This is a genomic window from Thalassospira profundimaris WP0211 (assembly GCF_000300275.1).
Classification (GTDB): domain Bacteria; phylum Pseudomonadota; class Alphaproteobacteria; order Rhodospirillales; family Thalassospiraceae; genus Thalassospira; species Thalassospira profundimaris.
In genome coordinates this window covers 273,286-294,282 of sequence record NZ_AMRN01000005.1, presented here as the reverse complement: position 1 = coordinate 294,282, position 20,997 = coordinate 273,286, and the positions used below count along the sequence as shown (strand labels likewise).

General features: G+C 54.1%; 20 protein-coding genes. 6 read left to right on the top strand and 14 right to left on the bottom strand.

The window, feature by feature from the left end:
- Positions 1-17: 17 nt before the first annotated feature.
- Both TH2_RS11920 and TH2_RS11915 read right to left on the bottom strand, forming a co-directional pair.
- Positions 18-1,673, bottom strand: a complete 1,656-nt coding sequence (locus tag TH2_RS11920; RefSeq protein WP_238538696.1) for a diguanylate cyclase domain-containing protein — start codon at positions 1,671-1,673, stop codon at positions 18-20.
- A gap of 181 nt (positions 1,674-1,854) precedes the next feature.
- Positions 1,855-2,187 (bottom strand): hypothetical protein, encoded by a 333-nt coding sequence (locus tag TH2_RS11915; RefSeq protein WP_008890686.1) that lies wholly within the window; start codon positions 2,185-2,187, stop codon positions 1,855-1,857.
- A gap of 199 nt (positions 2,188-2,386) precedes the next feature.
- Here TH2_RS11915 and TH2_RS11910 point away from each other — a divergent pair, with 199 nt between their 5' ends.
- From TH2_RS11910 to TH2_RS11900, 3 genes are all read left to right on the top strand, one after another.
- Positions 2,387-2,791 (top strand): OsmC family protein, encoded by a 405-nt coding sequence (locus TH2_RS11910; protein ID WP_008890685.1) that lies wholly within the window; start codon positions 2,387-2,389, stop codon positions 2,789-2,791.
- Positions 2,792-2,943: 152 nt separating this feature from the next.
- A complete protein-coding gene (locus TH2_RS11905; protein ID WP_008890684.1) occupies positions 2,944-4,242 on the top strand; it encodes an alpha/beta hydrolase in 1,299 nt (432 codons plus the stop codon).
- Between the two features lie 16 nt (positions 4,243-4,258).
- Positions 4,259-5,200, top strand: coding sequence for an alpha/beta fold hydrolase (locus tag TH2_RS11900; protein ID WP_008890683.1), 942 nt, complete (start codon positions 4,259-4,261; stop codon positions 5,198-5,200).
- A gap of 17 nt (positions 5,201-5,217) precedes the next feature.
- On the opposite strand, the gene TH2_RS11895 is transcribed toward TH2_RS11900, so the two are convergent.
- The 4 genes from TH2_RS11895 to TH2_RS11880 all read right to left on the bottom strand — a co-directional run bounded on the left by TH2_RS11895 (position 5,218) and on the right by TH2_RS11880 (position 9,960).
- Positions 5,218-6,192 (bottom strand): adenosine deaminase, encoded by a 975-nt coding sequence (locus TH2_RS11895; RefSeq protein ID WP_008890682.1) that lies wholly within the window; start codon positions 6,190-6,192, stop codon positions 5,218-5,220.
- Between the two features lie 67 nt (positions 6,193-6,259).
- Positions 6,260-8,020, bottom strand: coding sequence for a tetratricopeptide repeat-containing sulfotransferase family protein (locus tag TH2_RS11890; RefSeq protein WP_008890681.1), 1,761 nt, complete (start codon positions 8,018-8,020; stop codon positions 6,260-6,262).
- Positions 8,021-8,176: 156 nt separating this feature from the next.
- Complete coding sequence (gene yddG / locus TH2_RS11885; RefSeq protein ID WP_008890680.1) at positions 8,177-9,070, bottom strand: aromatic amino acid exporter YddG; 894 nt, start codon at positions 9,068-9,070, stop codon at positions 8,177-8,179.
- 113 nt (positions 9,071-9,183) lie between these two features.
- Positions 9,184-9,960, bottom strand: coding sequence for a helix-turn-helix domain-containing protein (locus tag TH2_RS11880; protein ID WP_040823694.1), 777 nt, complete (start codon positions 9,958-9,960; stop codon positions 9,184-9,186).
- A 250-nt stretch (positions 9,961-10,210) separates the two neighbouring features.
- On the opposite strand from TH2_RS11880, the gene TH2_RS11875 reads away from it, so the two are divergent.
- Entirely contained in the window at positions 10,211-11,281 is a 1,071-nt protein-coding gene (locus tag TH2_RS11875; RefSeq protein WP_008890678.1) for an EAL domain-containing protein, read from the top strand.
- A gap of 15 nt (positions 11,282-11,296) precedes the next feature.
- Here the strand turns inward: TH2_RS11875 and TH2_RS11870 are convergent, their stop codons facing one another.
- Positions 11,297-11,923 (bottom strand): TetR/AcrR family transcriptional regulator, encoded by a 627-nt coding sequence (locus tag TH2_RS11870; RefSeq protein WP_008890677.1) that lies wholly within the window; start codon positions 11,921-11,923, stop codon positions 11,297-11,299.
- Positions 11,924-12,085: 162 nt separating this feature from the next.
- On the opposite strand from TH2_RS11870, the gene TH2_RS11865 reads away from it, so the two are divergent.
- Entirely contained in the window at positions 12,086-12,925 is an 840-nt protein-coding gene (locus TH2_RS11865) for an NAD(P)H-binding protein (RefSeq protein ID WP_008890676.1), read from the top strand.
- 95 nt (positions 12,926-13,020) lie between these two features.
- Here TH2_RS11865 and TH2_RS11860 read toward each other — a convergent pair whose 3' ends face one another.
- From TH2_RS11860 to TH2_RS11825, 7 genes are all read right to left on the bottom strand, one after another.
- Positions 13,021-13,737, bottom strand: a complete 717-nt coding sequence (locus TH2_RS11860; protein WP_008890675.1) for a GntR family transcriptional regulator — start codon at positions 13,735-13,737, stop codon at positions 13,021-13,023.
- 55 nt (positions 13,738-13,792) lie between these two features.
- Positions 13,793-15,073: a TRAP transporter large permease gene (locus TH2_RS11855; RefSeq protein WP_008890674.1), complete on the bottom strand. Its 1,281-nt coding sequence runs from the start codon at positions 15,071-15,073 to the stop codon at positions 13,793-13,795.
- A complete protein-coding gene (locus tag TH2_RS11850) occupies positions 15,073-15,525 on the bottom strand; it encodes a TRAP transporter small permease (protein ID WP_120226337.1) in 453 nt (150 codons plus the stop codon). The genes TH2_RS11855 and TH2_RS11850 overlap by 1 nt, the downstream gene beginning before the upstream one ends.
- A gap of 87 nt (positions 15,526-15,612) precedes the next feature.
- Positions 15,613-16,593, bottom strand: coding sequence for a C4-dicarboxylate TRAP transporter substrate-binding protein (locus TH2_RS11845; RefSeq protein ID WP_040823615.1), 981 nt, complete (start codon positions 16,591-16,593; stop codon positions 15,613-15,615).
- Between the two features lie 317 nt (positions 16,594-16,910).
- The gene (locus tag TH2_RS11840) at positions 16,911-17,822 is read right to left on the bottom strand and encodes an AraC family transcriptional regulator (protein WP_008890671.1); all 912 of its coding nucleotides are present in this window, start codon (positions 17,820-17,822) and stop codon (positions 16,911-16,913) included.
- A gap of 521 nt (positions 17,823-18,343) precedes the next feature.
- Positions 18,344-19,525, bottom strand: coding sequence for an NADH:flavin oxidoreductase/NADH oxidase family protein (locus TH2_RS11830; protein WP_008890669.1), 1,182 nt, complete (start codon positions 19,523-19,525; stop codon positions 18,344-18,346).
- 2 nt (positions 19,526-19,527) lie between these two features.
- Positions 19,528-19,800: a hypothetical protein gene (locus TH2_RS11825; protein ID WP_008890668.1), complete on the bottom strand. Its 273-nt coding sequence runs from the start codon at positions 19,798-19,800 to the stop codon at positions 19,528-19,530.
- A gap of 161 nt (positions 19,801-19,961) precedes the next feature.
- Here TH2_RS11825 and TH2_RS11820 point away from each other — a divergent pair, with 161 nt between their 5' ends.
- Complete coding sequence (locus TH2_RS11820; RefSeq protein ID WP_008890667.1) at positions 19,962-20,861, top strand: LysR substrate-binding domain-containing protein; 900 nt, start codon at positions 19,962-19,964, stop codon at positions 20,859-20,861.
- The last annotated feature ends 136 nt before the right edge of the window (positions 20,862-20,997 follow it).

Here is a 20,997-nt window from a genome sequence, read left to right as displayed (position 1 = left end):
TTAAGATCGCGATTAAATCAATCATCAGCATGCAGATCGGGTTCCATATCCGGGGTATAGAGGCGATATTGTGCCTTGCCTGCTGCCTTGGCTTCATACATCGCCTTGTCAGCACGGCGGAGTTGCTCGCTCATATCGCAATTGCCGCCATCAAACACAGCCAGCCCGATCGAGGCGGAAATATCGCAATCATGTCCTTCCCAGACAAATGGACGGCTCATTTCGGCAAGAATCGCTTCGGCCGCCTCGGCCATTTCCTTTTCAGCGCCCTTGTTTAAGAACAGCAAGGTAAACTCGTCCCCGCCTAGGCGTGCGACCTCTTCTGCGCGGCGGGCTGCACGTTTCAGGCGCTTGCCGGTTTCAACAAGTACCCAGTCCCCAGCAGCATGACCTTGCGTGTCGTTCAGTTGCTTGAAGCCATCAAGATCAAGGATAAAGATCGCGGCGGGCGTATCGGTTCCGCGCAACACGGTTTCGCACTGATCAAGCTTCTGCATGAAGCGCGCACGGTTGGCCAACCCGGTCAGCTCATCATTGTTGGCCTTGTTCTGCAATTCGCGCGCGGCGTGCTTTTGCTTGGTGATGTCGCTGGTCCACCAAAGCACGCTTTCCTCCCCCTGGAACGAAAGCGGTTCGATTGATGTTTTAAGCCAGCGCGCCTCGGGCATATCAGATCGGCGCAACCGGATCTCGACATCCTGAAGTTCACCCAGCGCATCCATATCCTCTAGCGATTTCTCGCGATAACGTTCGGAAAGAAGAATGGAATCCGTTGCTTTGCTTTCGTCTTCAATTCCGAGCATTTTGGAAAATGTGCTGTTGAAGAATTTGAAAACGCCGCTTTCCCGGTTGGAAATCCCGACCCCGATCGGTGCACTTTCAAGCAACCCTGTCAGACGCTGGGATGCCTCGGCGACCTCGGCCTGCGCCTTTTTAAGGCTGGTCACATCAATCAATGATCCGATGGTGCCCGCAATCGCGCCACTTGGCCCCCTGAGGGTCGAGGCGGCAAACAGGGCCGTGCATTCCTTGTCATCAATCGCAAAGGTAATCTCGTCACGTACCTGCCCCTCGGCATCGCGTAACGGTGCTTCGAGTTCACCGACGGTTTTGGCAAGTGATTTGGGAGCAAAGTCCGCCATTCTCTTGCCAATCGCCGTTTCGACATCCGTACCAAACAGTTCGGCAAAGGCGCCGTTACAACGGGTCAGAACCCCTTCGCGGTTTTTGAGGTAAACCGGAGTTGGCAAAACATCGATGAGGTGCTGAATGAATGTCTTGTGTTCTGACAGTGCCTTGGCAAGTTCCTGGGCGCGCCCGGCATCACGTAACACCAGCGCAAATGTTCCGGACGGTCCGACATCGCAATGCCAGTTAAACGGCGTTTTCCCCAGACGAAAGGCCGGAAGTTCGGCATGTTTGCCCGACGAAATGGATGCGAGGGCGTTGCGAACTGCTGCTACTGCGTCGCCATCGGTAAATTCGCCATTTTTGGCAAGATAGGCCAGAAGCTGTTTGACCTCTGTACCTTTACGCAAAACAGATTTTGCATCGCCAAGCTGCTTTTCCGCAGCCGCGTTGACGTAGACAACCTTAAGGTCGCCCGGATCCAGAAAAATAAGACTATCACGTGACAACGCCGCAGTTGCCACAACATCCGCACTGACTGACAAGACACCCGGCGCGCTGCAAAACAGCGCTCTCCCTTTATTCGTGTTTTATGTGATGTCCCAGATCAGACCTTTTAAGACGGCCTTGTGTATTTATATGCGCAACCCATTGCATATACTGGAGAATAAGTCATTATTTTTTTGAATAGCAGGACATCAAACACGGGTGCAGGTCAGAATATCGTTATTTTTTCGCCGGAAGATCGATGTAACCGCGATCAATGCAGTGTTCGAGTTCCTTGGCGACGGCCAGCATTTCCTGAAAGCTTTCTCTCAGATGCTTGAGCTTTGCCAACTCGTCCACCGTCGGGTGTTCCTCTGCGCGATCATCGCAAAGGTGGAAGGCAAATTTCAGATAATCCGCCCGAAGCCGTGCAACGGTGATCATCAGCGGCACGGCATTTTCAACCGACATATCCGGAATGGCCGGGCTGATGATTTCGTGATTGATCTCACGCAGGACATGCTCCATGCCCATCATGAAACGGCTTTTGCTGCGCGTCGGATCCTCTGTCATGACTGATACTCCTGCACCATAGGGATCTGAATAATTACACCAGTATCCATCCGGAAAGTAAAAACTCCTATAACAACTTGCCACTCATGGTCGCATTTGCGACCACAGCCCGGCCGACTTTCCATGATCTCACCTTGCAGGTAGGCGCAAGGCGGGCTAGAGGTTAAGACAACAATTGTTCACATATGGGAATGCGAAGATGGAAGCGCGTGTAAAGTGGCTTGAAAACCTGACCTTCACCGGAATGAGTGGTACCGGACATGGTGTCGTCATGGATGGCGACAGGGATAACGGATTTGGCCCGAGCCCGATGGAGATGCTTCTGCTTGGTATCGGTGGCTGTTCGTCGATTGACGTTGTTCATATCCTTAAGAAGGGTCGAGAAAACGTCCTTGATGTCGAAACCGACGTTAAGGCCGAACGCGCAGAAACCGACCCGAAGGTCTTCACCAAAATCCACCTGCACTTCAAGGTAAAGGGTAAAAACCTTAATGAAACCAAGGTCGGCCGCGCCGTCGAACTTTCGGCAGAAAAATACTGCTCGGCATCCATCATGCTGTCCAAGGCCGCAGAGGTCACGCACAGCTGGGAACTGGTGGAATAATCCGGTTACTCACAGCGGTGATACTGATGAAAAAGCGATCTGTTCACAGATCGCTTTTTTGTTTCTCGCACCATGTGGCTTCCCGCGTTAACATCTTCTGACAACAATAGAAAAACCAAGTCCAATCCCGGGAACCGAACGGAGCAATCATCATGGGTACGTCCCGCATATTTCAGACTGGTTTGGCATCCCTTGCCCTGCTGGGACTTTTGACGACAGGTGCCTGCGCAAAATCAGACGCCCCGCTTTCGCCATCCGGTGCCGCGATTGCTCCGCCCGTCGAAGGAATGCCGTTTGAAGATTATGTCCGCTCCACACGCCAGCAACTCCGCGACGTCCTTTCCACGACACGATTTGTGCATGAAGAAAAACCGTTTGGCATCCATACGCTTGATCAGGTTGTCGATATGCGCGCGCCTTATGTGCTTGGACCGGTGAGCAACACCTGTACTGCCAACGAAGAAACCGACCCTGCGCAGGGAAATGGTGTTGGCTTCCTGATGGTACATGGCCTGACCGACAGCCCTTATTGGTTAAGTGACATCCGTGATGATCTGCGCCAACGTTTTCCCTGTGCGACGTTTCACGGTGTTCTTCTTCCGGGGCATGGCACGGTGCCGGGTGACTTGCTTGATGTCGAATATGAAGACTGGCTCGAAACCGTTCGTTTCGGCATGAACAGCTTTGGGGATGAGATTGATCACATCATCCCGATGGGTTTTTCGACCGGGGCCGCCCTGATTGGGCGGGTCTATAGCGAACAACAGGCCAAGAGCGACCTGATCAGCGCACTGGTTATGCTGTCACCCGGTCTTGCGGCCAAAAGCGAACAGGCCTGGCTTACCCCCTATGTCCGATATGTCAAAGACTGGGTCGGTGAGGGCGAGAATAATGATCCTGGCAAATATGGTTCGATGGCAATGAACGCGGCAGCGGAGTTTTATTTGCTGACCAAGCCCTTTGGCCAAGGAAAGTTGGAAGACTTTGATGTTCCGGTTTTCGGCGTTGTCAGTTCGGATGATCAGACCATCAACCCCGACCTGATGCGCGACTTCTTCTGCAACAAGGTCACCACCCCGCAAAAACACCTGATCTGGTATCAGGGCAAAATCGACCCGCCGACTAGCAGCGCAACTTGCGACGGCATTGAAATTGTCCGCTCAGAAAACAACGAGATGCGTACACTCAATCATGCCCACACCGCAATTACCATGAGCCCCAAGGATCCCATTTATGGCCTTGATGGCGCGGTCCCTGATTGCGGTCATTATGATGACGAAACTGCCCGCTCAAACTGCCAATCCGGCACGGATGTCCTGTATGGCGAACGCAATCTTTTTGACGAAGCGCCCCCCGGCACAATGCGTCGTGGCACATTCAATCCCGACTTCCCGGGTATGATGGATAAAATGGCTGCCTTCATCGCAAAGGCAATCACCACGCAGGACTAGGAACTGAACCCGCCCGATGACTTTTTCGACCGACATTTTCGAAACACCCGACGGGATAAATCTGCGCTTTGGTGTTCAAACGCCCGAAAACACGCGCCAGCATGTCCTTATCCTGCAGGGGCGCGGGGAATATATTGAACGCTATCAGGAAACGGCAGACGAGCTTGCCGAACGTGGTTTCGGTTGTGTGACCTTTGATTTTCGCGGCCACGGTGGATCGTCCCGCGAAACGAATGATCCGGTCATGGGGTATATCCATGATGTTGCGCATTATATCGCCGATACACGCCATGTTGTTGATCATGTGAAAAAAGTCCACGGCATTGCCTGCCCGCTTCTGATAACGCACTCGACCGGCGGGCTGGTTGCGATGGCGATGATGCTCGATCAACCGGATCTGTGGGAAAGCGTGGTGATGGTCGCGCCGTTTTTTGGACTGGGTGGTCCTGATTGGCTGTCATTGGCGGCGCAATTTGTCTCCGACAGCATGTGTCGTTATGGATTTGACAAACAGTACCTGCCCGGCCAACGCAAACTAAGCCCGCTTGCCGGGTTCGAGGCCGAAAACATTCTGACTTCCGATCCGGTCCGTCATGCGCGAAATGTTGCCATCTTGCAAAGCAGTCCGAACCTTGTGGTTGGTGGCGTTTCTGCTGGCTGGCTTGATGCCTGTTTCAAGGCGCAAGCATCCCTGACCACCCGGATCGAACAGATGAAGTCTGGCACATGGTCCCTGCCCCCCATCACCATTGTTCTGGCCGGGAACGATCAGGTTGTTTCAAACCAGACGACGGAAGATCTGTTTGGCAACGTACCGTCGATCACCATTGCGGAGATCCCTGAAGCCCGCCACGAAATTCTTCAGGAACGTGACATTTATCGAAACAGGTTCTGGCAAATTTTTGATGCTCACATCGCGCGCACGCAAAAAAGTGAATCCGGGAGACCTGGGCGATGATTTGAGTGGTTTTGACCCTAAAGCTTTGCCAGAAGTTTAGCCTTGATCGCATCATCAACAAAGGCAGCTTCGATGGCGGTACGGGTCAGACCACTGAGCTCTTCGGGGCTAAAACCAAACACCTCCTCGGCACGCTGATATTCGGCTGCAAGCGAGGTAAAGAAAAACGGTGGATCGTCAGAGCCAAGGGTCACCTTGACCCCCGCGTCGTAGAATTTGCGCAGCGGATGGGATGTGTAATCCGGGAAAACCGACAGCGCGATATTCGATCCCGGACAAACTTCAAGAACGATATCACGCTTAACCAGTGTATCGACCAGTTTGGGGTCTTCGATTGATCGCACCCCGTGGCCGATCCGCGTCACTGGAAGTTTTTCAATCGCGTCCCATACACTTTGCGGCCCTTCGACCTCGCCGGCGTGGGTGGTGCAGCCAAGACCGGCATCGCGGGCGATCTTGAACGCCGGATAAAAATCTTCCTGTGTGAACAGGCTTTCATTGCCGCCCATGCCAAAACCGACAATGTACGGGTGACGACAATCAACCGTTTCACGCGCGACCTTGACCGCCACATCCGGCCCAACGTGGCGCACACAGGTCATGATAATCCGGCCAATGATCCCGGTTTCTTTTTCGGCACGGTCAATACCATCAACGACTGCCTCAAGATGCGCGTCAAATGACAATCCACAACTGGCTGCATGGGTCGGCGAACAGAAAATCTCGACATAAAGCGTGCCGACCTTTGCCTGCTCTACCAGATAGGAACAGGTCAGATCGGAATAATCCTGCTTGGTGCGGATGGCAGTACTCGCCTTGTCAAAACTGTTGAGGAACTCGGGAAAATCACGCCAGATATAACGATCCTGCGCATCATAGATATCACCCGGCAATGTCAGGCCATTGCGCTTGGCAAAGCTGCGGACAAGCGATGGCGTCATCGCCCCTTCAAGATGCAGGTGCAGTTCTGCCTTTGGAATGGTCGTGTTCATCGCGGCGCTCCGGGTTTGTCGGCATCATCTTATACCGATACCTTCTAACCCAAACCAACCCGCTTGGTCACGCAGCAACCGCACGGCGCGATGATTTGCGCGCAGCACTCCGTTGCTGAACGTACGGATCATCGGCCAAGGATGCCAACGGCCCGATAAACGGCTCAAACCGTTGCCATTTTTCAACGGAGTCCTGATTGATCGGGCGACGAACCTGGATCATGCTGGCCGTCGCAGCAACTTTGCCGGCACGATAAAATTCAAGACATCCCGGATGCCAATCCAGTCCGCAATGGGCCAGATAATCCTGTGCAACAGCTTCCGGATCAGACACGAGGTCTTCGTACGAAAGATCGTAAAGCTGGCCATTTTGATCTGCTTCAAAACTGGCATTCATCAGACCGACATAACCGCGGTAGTAATCAGCCAATTCGCCGAGATCATCGGAATACCGCATCGGGATTGAAAACGGTGTCGTGTAGATCGAAAGACAGGTCGCAAGCGGATGGCGATGGGTGTGAATGATCGGTGCATCGGGAAAGACGCGCCGGATCATCTCTACACGTAGGAAATTGGCTGGTGTCTTGTTGGTGACAAACCGCTTTTCGGGCGCATAGGCCTTGAGTGCCGCAAGATACTGTTGGCGAATTTTCTTCGCTGCCTTGGCATTGATGCGCGCCAATTGATCAGAAATCTGACCACGTCCGACCACATCAATAACTGCCTTGGCAAAATCGCCGATTTCGCCGGCGGCATGCACATCGGGATGGGCACCAAGAATACGCTCGGTCAGGGTTGTTCCGGATCGCGGCATCCCGACGATGAAGATCGGGCGCGGGCCATCTTCGTTTTCTGAGCTGACATCTTCCAAAACCGGGACCGATCCCGCCATATCACGCAAACGCGCAAGTTCCATGAGTTCGCGCGGCATATCAAACGGCCGCTCCGACCGGTTTGCACTATGCCCCAACCGATAGAAATCAAAGGCCTCTTTCATGTTGCCTTTCATTTCCTCGATCTTTGCCCGCGCAAAGGCCGCCTTGTAACGCTCTCCTTTTGCGATATCCGCCTTATCAAGCATTGCATCGAGAACACCGCTGGCACTTTCGGGCATGGATTGCGGGCGCATAAAGGAAATGATCAGGTATGGCTGAGCACCAAAAGATGGCTTCCGACGCAGGATTTCCAGGCTCGCAGCAACTGCGTTTTCCACGTCGCCAGCCATTGCATAAGTTGACGCCAGCAACATTCGTGATGCAAGACCATCCGGGTTGCGCTCGACGACGCCTTCCAGAATGCCAAATGCCTCTGTATATTTTTCTTGATACAGATAAACTCGACCAAGCAGCATCTGGGCTTCGTCGAATGTCTGGCTTTTGCCGGGAATCGAATTGAGAACGTCGATTGCTTCGCTCAGTCCGGGTGCAAAACACAGTCCAGGACTTTTGCTGAGTTCTCTTTGGAAGATGACGTCAGCGAGCATATAGCTGAGCCAATCCTTGTGCGTCGCAGCACGCAAGCGCTTTCTGATCGCAGATTCAAATGAAGAATAGTCATTTGACTGATATGCATATTGCAGGAAGTTCTGAGCGACTGGTGCAAAAAAACGGTCCGTCAACGGCAGTGAATTAAACAGCTTTTTCAGCCTTCTACCTGCATTTTCAACAGAACCTCCCTGCAGCTCGCTTACCGCGGTCATGATCTGGATATCTGTTCTATTGGAATGCAAACGCAACAGTTGCGCGCCAATCATGGCTGCGCGATCAAACTGCCCGGCCGACATTGCCCGCTTCATTTCAAGCGCAATGTCTTTTTGTGACTGCGTCATTCATCTGTCCCTAGATGCGTAATTGTTGTTCTACGCCCCCTCCCCAAGCACATAACGACTATAGGTCAGTTAAATACTGTTGCACAGCACAACCAGGCTCTTTCTGACCGATGTTCACGTAATTGTGACCGAACTGCCACACACCGATTGGCATTATTAAACAGAGCTTCGCTGCCGACGTTTTCGTGAATTGAAATTCGCTGATGCCAGAATGGCGCCGCCAACGATCAAGATGCAGCCGGCGATAATGGCTGGCGTTGCAATCGCCTTGCCGAACGCAATCAACAAGCATGTGCTAAGCAATGGCGCGCCATAGGCCAGAACACCGAGGATCTGAATATCACCGTGTTTGGTGCCATGGTCCCAGACGAAGAATGCGGCCCCGACCGGGCCCAGTCCAAGCCCGAGAATAGCAAGCCACTGTCTGGCGTCTGGCGTTACCCAGTCTTCGATCATAGCATGCGTAATGAGGCCAAGAATGGCGGCACCTGCACAAAACCCGCAGACTGCCCCCACCGGAACATTGCGATAGCGCCGGTTCGCGACCGAATAACCCGACCACAGCAATGAACAGATAATTGCCGCCCCGTATCCCAGCGCGAATGCCGGATCAAAGGTCAGGGCTTGCCCCTTTCCCACCAGAAGAACGGCCCCGGACAACCCCAGAACGGCACCCCCGATATGCTGCCATTTCAGTCGTTCGCCGGGCAAAAGTGCAGAAAACAAAACAATCAGCAGCGGCCAGAGATAGGCAATAAGACTGGCCTCAACTGCCGGCGCGTTTGCCAGCGCGACAAAATAGAAAAAGTGATAGCCAAACAGCCCCGCCACGCCAAGCGCCCAGGCACCAAGTGGCTGACACAAGGCCCGAACCACATCACCCCCGCGGAGCGAGATCCAGAGCGCACTGAAAATGCTGGCGATACCAAAGCACAAACTGACCAGTTGAAACGGCGGGATGTCGGCCACTTCGGTCGTGAACAGGGCAAGCAGAGCCCAAAGAATTACGGCAACCGAACCGATCAGCGTTGCCTTGCGTTTTTCATCCATCGCGCCCATCCCGGTTTGCTGAGTTTGTAAACCGGAAGATGCACCTGTTTGACACCAAGGTCTTTGCCCAAACTCCGAAAGTTTGCGACAAGGACCTGGTGGGAAGTATGGCCCTAAAAGCCCGCCGGATCGCGGCGGACCGAGCTGGGCGCGCAGCCAAACCGGCGGGAAAAAGCACGCGAAAAGGCACTTTGATCGGCAAACCCGACCGCATTTGCCAGATCCGACATCGAAAGGCGAATTTCGGGATCACGCAAAAGCGCCATGGCCATTTGCAGACGTTGCTCGGTCAGCCAGCGCATCGGGCTTGTCCCAATATATTTCTGAAAGGCACTAAACAGGCTGCTCTCCGATTGGGCGGCAATGGTCGCCATGTCACTAATCGTGATGTCTTCGCCCAACCGGGCCTCCGCCCATGCCATGGTACGGAGGAGCCGTGATGGCAGCGCCGCCATGCCAAAGGCATTCCCGCCACGGCTCTGACGGCTACGCAACAAAAGCGTTTTCAGGCAATCGAGCATATCTGTCTGGGATTCGTGATCGCGTAGCGGTGCGATCATCTGCAATAACGCGACCAGTCCTCTCTGATGCCCTAGCCCCACTTCAAGGTAAGTCGCAGCATTGCCATGGCGATGCCAAAGCGCCTCAAGACCGGTGCGATGAGCCAGATCGGCATCGACATCAAGCACAAGGAACCGGTTTAGCCCCTCCGCACGATAGGCATGGGTTTTACCCGCCTCGACAAAGGCCAGTTGGCGACCGCACACCTCACCCCCGCGCCCTTCAACCTCCATCTCAAGCTTGCCCAGCTCGGAGATGATGATCTGGTGGAAATCGCCGTGGCTGTGGCTTTGTGCTTCGGGGCGGTATTGCCGCATGCTGTACTGCATCGGATCCTCAGTCTCGCAGAATGACGGGCAAACATTATCAGCGCTTTTCGCAATGATAAATCCTTTCGCGCAGCGTCTTGATTGATCGCCTGCCGCAAACATCGCCGTACAGGATAAAGTTCCGTACGAATGTATTGATTGACGCAGGAATTATTGTCACTGCGCACCATATGTTACAGTATGTTAATCAGAAGAATTGCCGACCGGGAAAAGCCAACGGCACGACTAAGGACCAGACGGGGAGATTGAGGTGACCTATTGTGAAAAATGTGATGCGGTTCCTGAAATCGCACCTGCAAACGGGACACTCTTTCTCTGGCCGCCAGTTGCCCATACCACCGGCAAAATCCTGGCCGGTGCGAAATCAATCGGCATAGAGGTCGAAAAAACACCGTCTGTCGCAACCCTATCCATCCATTACACCCGTCCGGGTCTGCGAGCGCTGATTGATGCCATATCAGGCAATCTCCTTCCCGAAGAACTGTCTGACACCAAGGCATTGATCATGCCCGGCGTTCAGCGCCCCGAAATCGATGATATTGCCCAGATTACAAGCCTTGGTGCGATCCGGGCGGCAATCGGCGCAGAATGGCTGGGCGATCTGTTGCGTGACAACCGGTTGAATTCGGTATTTCAGCCGATTTTTGACATCAATGACCTTGGTAAACCCTATGCCCATGAATGCCTTGTCCGCGGCGAAAGCGCGACCGGCGATGTGATCAATCCGGGCCAGCTTTTTGATGCGGCCCAGTCAGCAACCCTGCTTTTTCAGCTTGATCGCGCGGCACGTGCGGCCAATGTCCGCAATGCGCATAAGGCTGGCGTGAAAGGCAATCTGTTTATCAACTTCACGCCGAGCTCGATCTATGATCCGGATTCTTGCCTGCGTTCGACCATCGAGGTCGTCGAGGAGTGCAATCTTGATCGCAGCAATGTTGTGTTCGAGGTGATAGAAACCGAAAAAGTCCGCAGCACGGCACATCTGAGCGCCATCCTTCAGTCCTATCGTGATTCAGGTTTCCGGGTTGCGCTTGATGATGTCGGATCCGGCTATTCGACGCTGAACATGTTGCCGGAATTGCGCCCCGATATCATCAAGATCGACCGTGAACTGGTCGATCACGTCGATCATGACAAGTTCAAACAGGCAATTGTCAGCAAACTGATCGCGCTGGCCAAGCAGCTTGATATCGAAGTAATCGCCGAAGGCATAGAACGCCAGGAAGAACTCGATTTCCTGCGTGATCACGATGTTGACTATGTGCAGGGCTTCCTTCTTGGCCGCCCTGCCCCAACACCGTTTGCTGCCAAGGCAGGCTAACCACGCCCAAACAGCCTAAACCCGGGCCATATCAGCCAGTTCACGGCCGACCATCCGCTTGTAACTTGCCACGATCTCGCGGCCCTCACCGCGGGGAACGGCAATGGCAAGGCGCATGGTGGCTTCGCCGGAATACATGATCAGCAAACACCGTGCGGCGATTGTTTTGAAATCACCATCATTGTCGCGCACCCGCAGGATTGCCTTGGCCAGAAGGTCGGCATTGGCACGGCTGACCTCCATTTCCATGTCGCGCAGCGTCTTGTCGGCTTGCGTTCCGGTCCAGATATCGCAAATCACCGGTTCGGCCAAGAACAGCTCGTAATAGGTGTCGATCAACCGATCAAAGGCTGCCAGCAAGGCATCAGGCGAATTCACTTCTGGCAGTGCCTCTTCGATGCAATGCAGGGATTCGGCATTATAGCGATCGGCAAGCGCATGAATGATCGATGCCTTATCGGGGAAATACTGATAGAGCGATCCGATGGAAATCCCCGCCCTTTCGGCGACCTCCCCCATCTTGATGGCATCACTGCCCTGGGCTGAAATCAGCTCGCAGGCGACTTTCAGGATGGTGTCGACCCGTTCGCGACTTCTTTTTTGGGTCGGTGCGCGGCGCATTTTTTTCACGTTATCAGACAACGCGTTAGATCCTTTATCCTCGAAATATCCCGGCATCGTGGCCCGGGTTTCACAGGCTTGTGATGGGCCAAAGCTCTTGACGATCAAAATATGAGGATTTATCACATTTGGCAAATGTGAGGATTCCTCACATTTTGAAAAACCTATTCAGGAGCCAATTTGATGCCAACCAATCCCCGCTTTCTTGTTCTGGGCGCGACGGCCAAAACCGGCCGACGCGTTGCCGAAAAACTCATTGCCCTTGGTCATGATGTGCGCGCTGTTTCACGCAGCACGACACCCGCCTTTGACTGGACCGATCCGACAACCTGGGATGATGCCCTGCGTGATCGCGATGCGGTCTATGTCACCTTCCAGCCGGATCTTGCCGTTCCAGGATCAGATGACATCATCGCAAGCTTTGCCAAGCGCGCGCTGATGCATGGCGCAAAACGCATTGTGATGCTATCTGGCCGCGGTGAAGAAGCCGCCCATCGCGCAGAAGATGCACTGCGCCATTCCGGGGCGGATGCCACGGTGCTGCGTGCCAACTGGTTTTTCCAGAATTTCAACGAAGACCTGTTCCTGCCCTATATCCAGCAAGGCACCCTCGCCCTGCCCGCAGGTGACACGCCCGAACCGTTTGTTGATGCCAATGACATTGCCGAATGCGCGGTTGCCTGCCTGCTTGATCAGGGCCATATCGGCAAGACCTATGAGCTTTCCGGGCCGAGTGCCGTCACCTTTGCCGACGTCACCAAAATGATTTCCAGTGTTGCCAACCACCCGGTCAATTTCGTGGCCATCACCGTTGATGAGTTGGATGCAGGCCTTAAAGCAGACGGCATGCCCGACGAAGTCCGTGGGCTGATCCGCTATCTGTTTTCCGAAGTCCTTGATGGCCGCAACAGCCAACCGACCAGCGATGTATATGAAATTCTCGGCCGTCAGCCCAACAGTCTGCGCAACTTCGTCGAAGAAACCGCGAAAACCGGTATCTGGGATGTTGCAAAACGCGCCTGATACAACGCAAACGGCGCGCTGCAATCATGCTGCGCGCCGTTTGGTTTGGTTTATCTTATGTCTGCTTCGCCCTATTCGCCATCGCCGATCAAAGATCAGGAAAACAGCGTTTTATTTTCTTCGATGATCTGGGGCAGACGTTCCATGGTGCCCGAAAGGTGCTTGCGCATTTCCAAACTTGCCAAAGCGCCATCACCGGACTGGACGGCATCAATGATCGCCTTGTGGCCTTCAAGCACCGAGACCATTTTGCCCGCACGTGGCAGATCAAGGGTTCGCACACGCGCCAGATGACCACTGCGTGCGGTGATCTGCAAATGCAGGTTTGACTGGTTTACCCCGTTAAACAAAGCCGCGTGGAAGGTTTCATCAAGTTGCTTGAACAGATCGATTTGTTCGATATCGCCAACCAGTGCTTCCTGCATTTTGACAATGCCCTTGGCCTTGACGACGGCTGGGGAATCCTTGGCCTCGGCCAATTGGCGGACGACCTCGCACTCCGCAGCAACCCTAAGAAAATGTTCCTCGCGGATGCGGGCAACGTCGATCTTGGTCACAACGGTACGCGACTGCGGATAGGACACAACCAGACCATCTTGTTCTAGGCGCAAAATGGCTTCTCGTACGGGGGATTGGCTGACATTAAAGCTTTCAGCCAGTTCCGCCCGAACAAGCGTGGTTTCCGGAAGCAGGGACAGAGAAACAATCTGGTTACGGACTTCTTCATAGACCAGCGCAGATGCCGGAACATGCATGCTGGTTTTCACCGATCCGTCATGCATCGAAATCAGTCCGCCCGTTGATGTGTTCATGTTTTTGTGTCTCCCTGGCATTTGCCTACATGCCCCTGTTGGACTGAAATTGTCATTACATCAATGTATTGGGCAACAGCAATGTCAAAGCGGGTATTGCTGCCAGCAGAACGAAGAACAGCGCCATGGCAACAAAGAACGGAATGGATGCACGTGTGTATTCCCCGGTCTTAACCCCCAAAATGCCGCATACCGTAAACATGATCACGCCGACTGGCGGCGTCAAACCGCCAAAGTTGATCAGGGTGACAATCAGAATACCCATATGCACCGGGTCGTAACCGGCACTCACCAGAACCGGCATGACGATCGGGGTGACCAGAAGGATATTGGCCGCACCTTCAAGGAACATGCCACTGACCACCAGCACCCCGACAACGAGGATCAGGATTGCCGTTCTGTTTTCGGTCAGCGTGGTGACAAATTCAGTAATCTGTTGCGGGGCGCGTTCAATCGTCATGGCATAACCAAGCACCGCTGCCATGATGATCAGCAACATCACCATGCCAAGATCAGAGATCGAGCCAAAGATGGCTTCCTTGAGCCGGGCAAAGTTCAGCTCGCGATAGACAAACAACCCGACTGCCAGCGCATAAAACACCAGAAACGCCCCGGCCTCTGTCGCAGTAAAGATACCAAAGCGGAACCCGACGATCAGGATAACCGGAAAGGCCAGTGCCCAGATGCTTTCAAAGAAGCTGGCCGTCAGTTCCTTGGCCTTGGGAAGTTCCGGCAGATCCGGCGTATAGCCGTTTTTGCGCGCAACCAGCCAGGATGTGATCATCAAAACGATGGTCAGGAAAATGCCCGGCAACACACCGGCCAGGAACAGCCGTCCGATGGAGACTTCATTCACAAAACCAAACAGGATCAAACCGATGCTGGGCGGGATGGTTGCGGTAATGATCGACCCAAAGGCCAGAACCGCCGCCGTATTGGCCTTGGAATAGCCTTTCTTGATCATGCTGGGGCCCAGCAGGCGGGCCTCCATCGAGGCATCGGCAACGGCTGACCCCGAAATACCACCCATCATGAAACTCAGCACAATTGAAACCTGTGCCAGACCGCCTGCCATCCAGCCGGTCAGAAGACTTGCAAACTTAACAAGGCGATGGGTGATCCCCGTCACGTTCATCAGATTGCCGGCCAGAATAAAGAACGGCACGGCCAGAAGCGGGAAGCTTTGTGTTGCGGTGACCATTTTCTGGATCACGACCGTGGGTGGCATAGCCCCCGTCATGACAAAAACCGGAATGGACGCAAGACCAAGCGCAAAGGCAACCGGCATCCCGCAAACGAGGAAGACTGTGAATAAACCTGCAATCAACAACAGCATCAGTTGATCTCCCTGTTGCGAATGCGTCGAATAAGTTGGGCAACCATGGTTCGGATCATCAACAGAATGCCGACAACCATCGAAGCATGAATATAAGAAGCATTAATCTGTGCGGCCCCGACCAGGCGCGGATGCATCAAAATCATGTTTGTCCACGCATAGTTCAAAAGGAACGCAAGAAATCCGATAATCACCAGAATATTGATGATTTCCACCCATGCGCTTGCCCGTTTGGACAGGATTTCACGCAATATCTGAAGACCGAAATGCCGGTCTTCCTGCATGGCAATGTCGGCAGCCAACATGCAAAGCCAGGCAAATATCAGTTGCGCCATTTCGACTGACCAGATGATCGGCGATCCCATGGCGCGCGCCACAGAGGCCACCGCCACAAGAATGACCACAGCGACAAGCAATATGCCGCCACAGGCAAACTCAATCCGCTTGAGCATCAATTCAATTTCCATTGTGAAGTTTGAAGTGCGTTGCCCGGTATAAAAGCAACGCACTTTCGCTAGGCTACCAGAAGGCTTGTGGTCTTAGCGACCAAGAACCTTGTTAACAACAGCGGCTTCTGCTTCGAGTTCAAGCATCTGGTAAACCGGTTTGACGGCTTCCTTGAACGGTGCCAGATCAACTTCGCTGACTTCAACGCCACTTGCCGCAACGTCTTCAAGCGCCTTTTCACCGAGCTCGATGGTCAGGGCCGAGGCATAACGACCATTTTCCACGGCCAGATCACGAACGATTTTCTGGTTTTCCGGTGAAATCTCGTCCCAGGCTTCGGCACCGACAACCAGGGCGGTTACAAGCTGGATATGGCCGGTTTTGGTGACGTTCTTGATCACTTCATAAAGCTTGGCGTTCCAGATCGCGGTCGGCTGTGCTTCGGCGGCGTCAATCGTGCCAAGCTGAAGGGCGCTGTAGACTTCGCCCCAGGCAATCGGGGTCGGTTCTGCACCCATCGCACGGATGGTTTCAATCCAGACCGGTGCACCGATGGTACGCATACGAACACCCGAAAGGTCGGCCGGGCTTGAGATCGGCTTCTGCGTCAGGGCATGGCGCGCACCCTGATACCAGTTCGAGGCAATCATCACGAGGCCGGATTTTTCGCGCAGTTCTTCACCCCAGGAAATGTATTCATCCGAAAGGGCAAATTTGTCAGCCTGCTCATAGGTATCAAACAGGAACGGTGCCGACATGATGGCAAGCGACGGTACGAAGCTCGACAAACGGGCGACATCGGTCACGGTGCCGACAGCAGCCCCCGCACGGGCCTGATCGATCATTTCAGTGGTGTCACCAAGCTGCGAGTTGTGGAAAATCTCGATCTCCACATCGCCGTTGGTTGCCTTTTCCACATCCGTTTTGAACTTTTCAAGACCCTGTCCCATCGGATCATTCGGGGCCAGAACGGTCCCGATCCGAAGGGTTGTTGCCGCGTTTGCCGGCATGACTGCGGCCAGTACGCCTGCGACGACTGCACACAGTCCGAGTGATTTCATAGTGAGTTTCATTAGAGACATCCTCCCGATGGATTGGCTTTTGCCAAAATTGATATTTTAGTTGCTTTGAAATTCTAGGTATCTCGCCTCTATCTTGTCAACGAATTTCTCAAGCCTGTAAATTTGTTTATTTTCAATAATTTGATTGAAAATCAACCCTTGCCACCGGGCAACTTGTCAGTGACCGGACAATGATTGCCGCGGACGAACGCACCTGAAAGCACACCAATCAGACGCCCTGCTCAGCGAGCGCGATCAGAGCCCGAGACAGCAAAAAGCCGCCCGATCAGATGGTTTGATCGGGCTGCTAAAAGAACGATGGGGAGATGTTATTGGGAAATGCTGCGATATTTCGCAGGTGTCAGCCCGGTAAAGCGGCTAAACCGCGTGGTCAGATGGGCCTGACTGGAAAAGCCGGTTTCAAGCGCGATTTCGGCAACCGGCGCGTTGCCATCACGCAACATATGCATTGCGCGTTCGATCCGGCGGCGCAGAACGAATTGATGTGGCGCTTCACCCACGGTTTTGCGGAACATGCGGGCAAAGTGATAGGCCGACAAATCAGCAACCTCTGCCAGTTCTTCAATCGTTAGCGGCTGATCAAGGTTGGCATCAACAAAATCAAATACCCGGCGTTTGATCACCGGTGACAGCCCGCCGCGGACCTTGAAGCCAAGATCACGGCGCGTTGAGTAACTGCGCAGCATATGGCCCATCAAAAGCTGTCCGGCATTCGACATCGCCATTCGATCGGCGGGCACATCCCAATCAAGCGGCAGCATCGCCTGCCGCACAGTCTGTTCGATCAGCGGATCAAGGAAGAACGTCTTTTCCGGGACTTCAACCGCATTGGGTTCAATGTCAAAGGCCTCGACCACAGCGCGCTCCCAGGCGGCATGTGGAATATAAACGTGAAACAGCTCCACCTCGCCATGCACCAGCCAGTCCGATGTCAGATAGGCCGGCATCAAACAACACCGACCGGGGCCACCGCCGCTCATCGGGTCTGCGCCGATCTTGCGCTGAATACCCGTACCGCCATTGACATAAAGGCTGATGGTGTGGTGATCGGGATCGGTATAGCGGGTCAGGACATCTGCTTTGCGCTGCCAGTGGGCCGCCGAGATGCTTTCGCCGAAATCGCCCGCGCGCAACAGGTTTGCATCCCCAATCAACTGATTGAAGACTTCAAACTTCTGATAGCGCCCGTTGGGCTGAAAGGCTGATGCGGTCTCTGCCATTTTCTGTTCCTGACATGAAGTCCACATCATCGCATTGTGTTTTGAATTTGCAAAGCAATGCGCATGCAACCCTGATCTGTTTTGCGCAAGAATGTGAAATTCAGCAGGTTACCGCACGCGTTCGTCCACGAAAGACGGAGTGCTACAAACTTACTTTTGGTATTCGCCTTTCTCACACCAATAGCGGACAGTAACCCCGTCTTGTTGCGAGAAAAGATCTGCAGCAATCTGACAATTTTCCTGATTATATGTTGCAGAATTCTCTGCTGCATCAAAGGTCGCCATATGAATGCGCATTGTTGGGTCCAACACAGATGACCTATATAACGTGAAGACTTCACCCTGATCGCAGCCCGCAAGCAGAATCTTCACTGAAGTCACGCAAAGAGCCCGCCACATACCTATCCCTTTCCCAACTATTCCATACCAGAATAGCTCCTCAACACTTGAACGTTAACCGCTACAAAGTATTGACTGGGATCATCTTTCACACCCGGGATTCTCAATCCCCTTGCCTGATATCAGGCGAAATGCCGCAACCAAATCTGCGTCCGGTCCGCATCCCGCGCTTCGTAGGCGGAAAGCACCTGATCCAGATCATCAAATTCCGGCATTTTCATCCGCCCTGCCAGCGCCGTCAGTCGCATGGTGTACCATGCCGTAATGCCACCAGCCGGCGCATGATCAAAACGGGGAAAGACCGGATCATGGTAATCATCGCATTGCCAGATATCTGGCAAGGCGGGCTCGATAACCAACGCGCGCGCCAATCCGACGACATCAATGACGCCACTATTCAGCGCCCCCTCTGCCTGTGCGCGGGTCTTAAAGCCACCGGTCAGCATCAGAGGTTTAGTGGTAACCTTGCGGGCCAGCTTGGCGAAATTCATGAAATAAGGCCCGCCGCCAGTACCGTCAGAGGCCGCCTTTGCCCCCGGAAAATAAGTGCCGCCACTGATATCAATCAGATCGATTTTGGCCTGATCAAGCGCAGCAACGACGGCCAGAGCATCATCTTCGCTTAGGCCACCTTCCAGCTGATCGGTGGCATTCAGTTTGACCGCCACGACGAAATCGGGACCGACGACTGCGCGCACGGCATCAATGGTTTCAAGAAGCAAGCGCATGCGATTGGCAATCGGCCCGCCATAGTCGTCGCGTCGCTTGTTGAACAGCGGTGAGAGAAACTGACTAAGCAAGAAGCCATGGGCCGCGTGAATTTGCACCCCGCCAAACCCGGCCCGCTCAGCAAGCTTGGCGGTTCTTGCAAATTGGGCCGGGATTTGACGGATTTCGTCATCGGTCAGTGCCGCACATTTCAGCCCCGGAAGATCAAGCGCACTCGGCCCCTTTGGCGCACTGGTCGGGGCATAGGCAAGTGCCCCGGCATGCCCCAGTTGTAGCCACAGACTGCTGCCCTTTGCCGCCCCCTGCCGGGCGAGCACGCGGAACCGATCAAGGTCGGCATTATCATCAAGCACAAGATTACCTGGCTTCTCGGCATATCCCGGTTGCGCCTGTACTTCACCGATGATCGACACACCCACCCCACCCTCGGCCCAGCGGCGGTAAAGCCGATTCTGGGCTTTGGTCGGATGGCCGGTGCCATCCCCAAGCGAGTCCGACATTGCCGATTTCGCAATCCGGTTCTTGAGGATGACACCGCTCGGCAGTTCAAGGTGGCAGAACAACGGGTTTTCCAAGATCAGTGATCCTTGCGCGACGGGGATGGCCAATTCAGAACCAGTCCCGACAGGACATCCCCCGGTTCGGTGATGTACGTGCCATGTGTGCGGCGGCCCTCATGCCGTTCCGCCGCACTCAGGTGAGACATGCTGGTAGCAGTTGCTACATCACGCAAAGTTTTGGCGGCAGAGGCTTTCCGGATCGCGCGTTCATTTTGCCAGGCTTCGATGGCGGCACGCAGGTGACCGACAAGGCCCAGCGGAGCATGTTCGAAAGATGCGATGGCTTTCATGATGAGAATCTCCAATCTGTGTTTATCCAAGATTGAGGATTCCTCATTGATTAATCAAACGAGAAGATCTAATCTCATCTATTAGAAAAACTCACAGAATGAATTTCGCTTCATTGCTGCGAAATACAGATACCGCGTCGCTTATAGCCAAGAGGTCGATCATGAATTCCCCGACAAGTGTTGTTCATAACCTTGATCTCGATCTTGCCAGAACATTTGTCGCGATCTGCGAGACCGGCAATTTTTCACGCGCAGCCGAAAAGGTTCATCGCAGTGCGTCGGCGATCAGCCTTCAGGTCAAAAAGCTTGAAACCATGGTCGGGCGGGAATTGTTCAAACGCGAAACCCGCAAGGTCACCATGACCGAGGATGGCGAGGTTTTGCTGGGTTATGCGCGGCGTTTGCTTAAACTCAATGACGAGGCGATGTCGCATTTCCATGCCCCGGAATTTGCCGGCACGGTGCGGCTGGGTGTGCCCAATGACACCGGTATCGTTGCCATTCCCGAAATCCTCAAACGGTTTGCGCAAACCCACCCGCATGTTGATATCGACGTCAATCTGGGTCCGACCCGCACCCTGCGTCAGGCCATCAATAAAGGCGATATTGATATCGCGGTGTTCAGTTTTGATGCGGAGCTTGATCGCCAACCGCCGATCCATGCCGAACCGCTGGTCTGGCTGGGCGCGCGTCATGGCAGTGCGATTGACAAACGCCCCCTGCCGGTATCGATGGCCGAACCCGGTTGTTACTGGCGGACCATGGCGCTTAAGGCGCTTGATGATGCCGGGGTAAATTACCGGATCGCCTATACCAGCGAGTTTTGCCAGGCACAGATTGCCGCCGTGCGCGCCGATCTGGCGATTGCGCCACTTCCGATCAGTGTCATTTCAGATGATCTTGTGCATCTTGGCCCGTCGCACGGCCTGCCGGAAATCGGAGAATACCGCATGACCCTTGCCAAGCGTGATGGCCATGGTGCGGTCGAGGAGGCATTGGCCGAACATGTCATTGCCGGGTTCCGCAAGATTTCCGAGCGCGGCATGCGGGTGTTTGCCTGATCACCCGGCCATCAAAGCCCCTTGTTGTGCCCCATATGCGGCGCTCATTGCCCGCCGTGACATCACGAAACTCACGCAATCACAGGTGTGAACTCAGCCACACCTGCGTCCGTCCGTTTGGTCGCGAAACCTGCCG

What these genes read in the sequence shown, in the direction of transcription:
- TH2_RS11905 (WP_008890684.1), top strand. Translation starts at nt 2,944, where the DNA reads ATGGGTACGTCCCGCATATTTCAGACTGGTTTGGCATCCCTTGCCCTG.
- TH2_RS11850 (WP_120226337.1), bottom strand. Translation starts at nt 15,525, where the DNA reads ATGCTCAAGCGGATTGAGTTTGCCTGTGGCGGCATATTGCTTGTCGCT.
- TH2_RS11880 (WP_040823694.1), bottom strand. Translation starts at nt 9,960, where the DNA reads ATGCAGTACAGCATGCGGCAATACCGCCCCGAAGCACAAAGCCACAGC.
- TH2_RS11855 (WP_008890674.1), bottom strand. Translation starts at nt 15,073, where the DNA reads ATGCTGTTGTTGATTGCAGGTTTATTCACAGTCTTCCTCGTTTGCGGG.
- TH2_RS11910 (WP_008890685.1), top strand. Translation starts at nt 2,387, where the DNA reads ATGGAAGCGCGTGTAAAGTGGCTTGAAAACCTGACCTTCACCGGAATG.
- TH2_RS11865 (WP_008890676.1), top strand. Translation starts at nt 12,086, where the DNA reads ATGCCAACCAATCCCCGCTTTCTTGTTCTGGGCGCGACGGCCAAAACC.
- TH2_RS11900 (WP_008890683.1), top strand. Translation starts at nt 4,259, where the DNA reads ATGACTTTTTCGACCGACATTTTCGAAACACCCGACGGGATAAATCTG.
- yddG (WP_008890680.1), bottom strand. Translation starts at nt 9,070, where the DNA reads ATGGATGAAAAACGCAAGGCAACGCTGATCGGTTCGGTTGCCGTAATT.
- TH2_RS11860 (WP_008890675.1), bottom strand. Translation starts at nt 13,737, where the DNA reads ATGAACACATCAACGGGCGGACTGATTTCGATGCATGACGGATCGGTG.
- TH2_RS11820 (WP_008890667.1), top strand. Translation starts at nt 19,962, where the DNA reads ATGAATTCCCCGACAAGTGTTGTTCATAACCTTGATCTCGATCTTGCC.
- TH2_RS11890 (WP_008890681.1), bottom strand. Translation starts at nt 8,020, where the DNA reads ATGACGCAGTCACAAAAAGACATTGCGCTTGAAATGAAGCGGGCAATG.
- TH2_RS11895 (WP_008890682.1), bottom strand. Translation starts at nt 6,192, where the DNA reads ATGAACACGACCATTCCAAAGGCAGAACTGCACCTGCATCTTGAAGGG.
- TH2_RS11825 (WP_008890668.1), bottom strand. Translation starts at nt 19,800, where the DNA reads ATGAAAGCCATCGCATCTTTCGAACATGCTCCGCTGGGCCTTGTCGGT.
- TH2_RS11915 (WP_008890686.1), bottom strand. Translation starts at nt 2,187, where the DNA reads ATGACAGAGGATCCGACGCGCAGCAAAAGCCGTTTCATGATGGGCATG.
- TH2_RS11840 (WP_008890671.1), bottom strand. Translation starts at nt 17,822, where the DNA reads ATGGCAGAGACCGCATCAGCCTTTCAGCCCAACGGGCGCTATCAGAAG.
- TH2_RS11845 (WP_040823615.1), bottom strand. Translation starts at nt 16,593, where the DNA reads ATGAAACTCACTATGAAATCACTCGGACTGTGTGCAGTCGTCGCAGGC.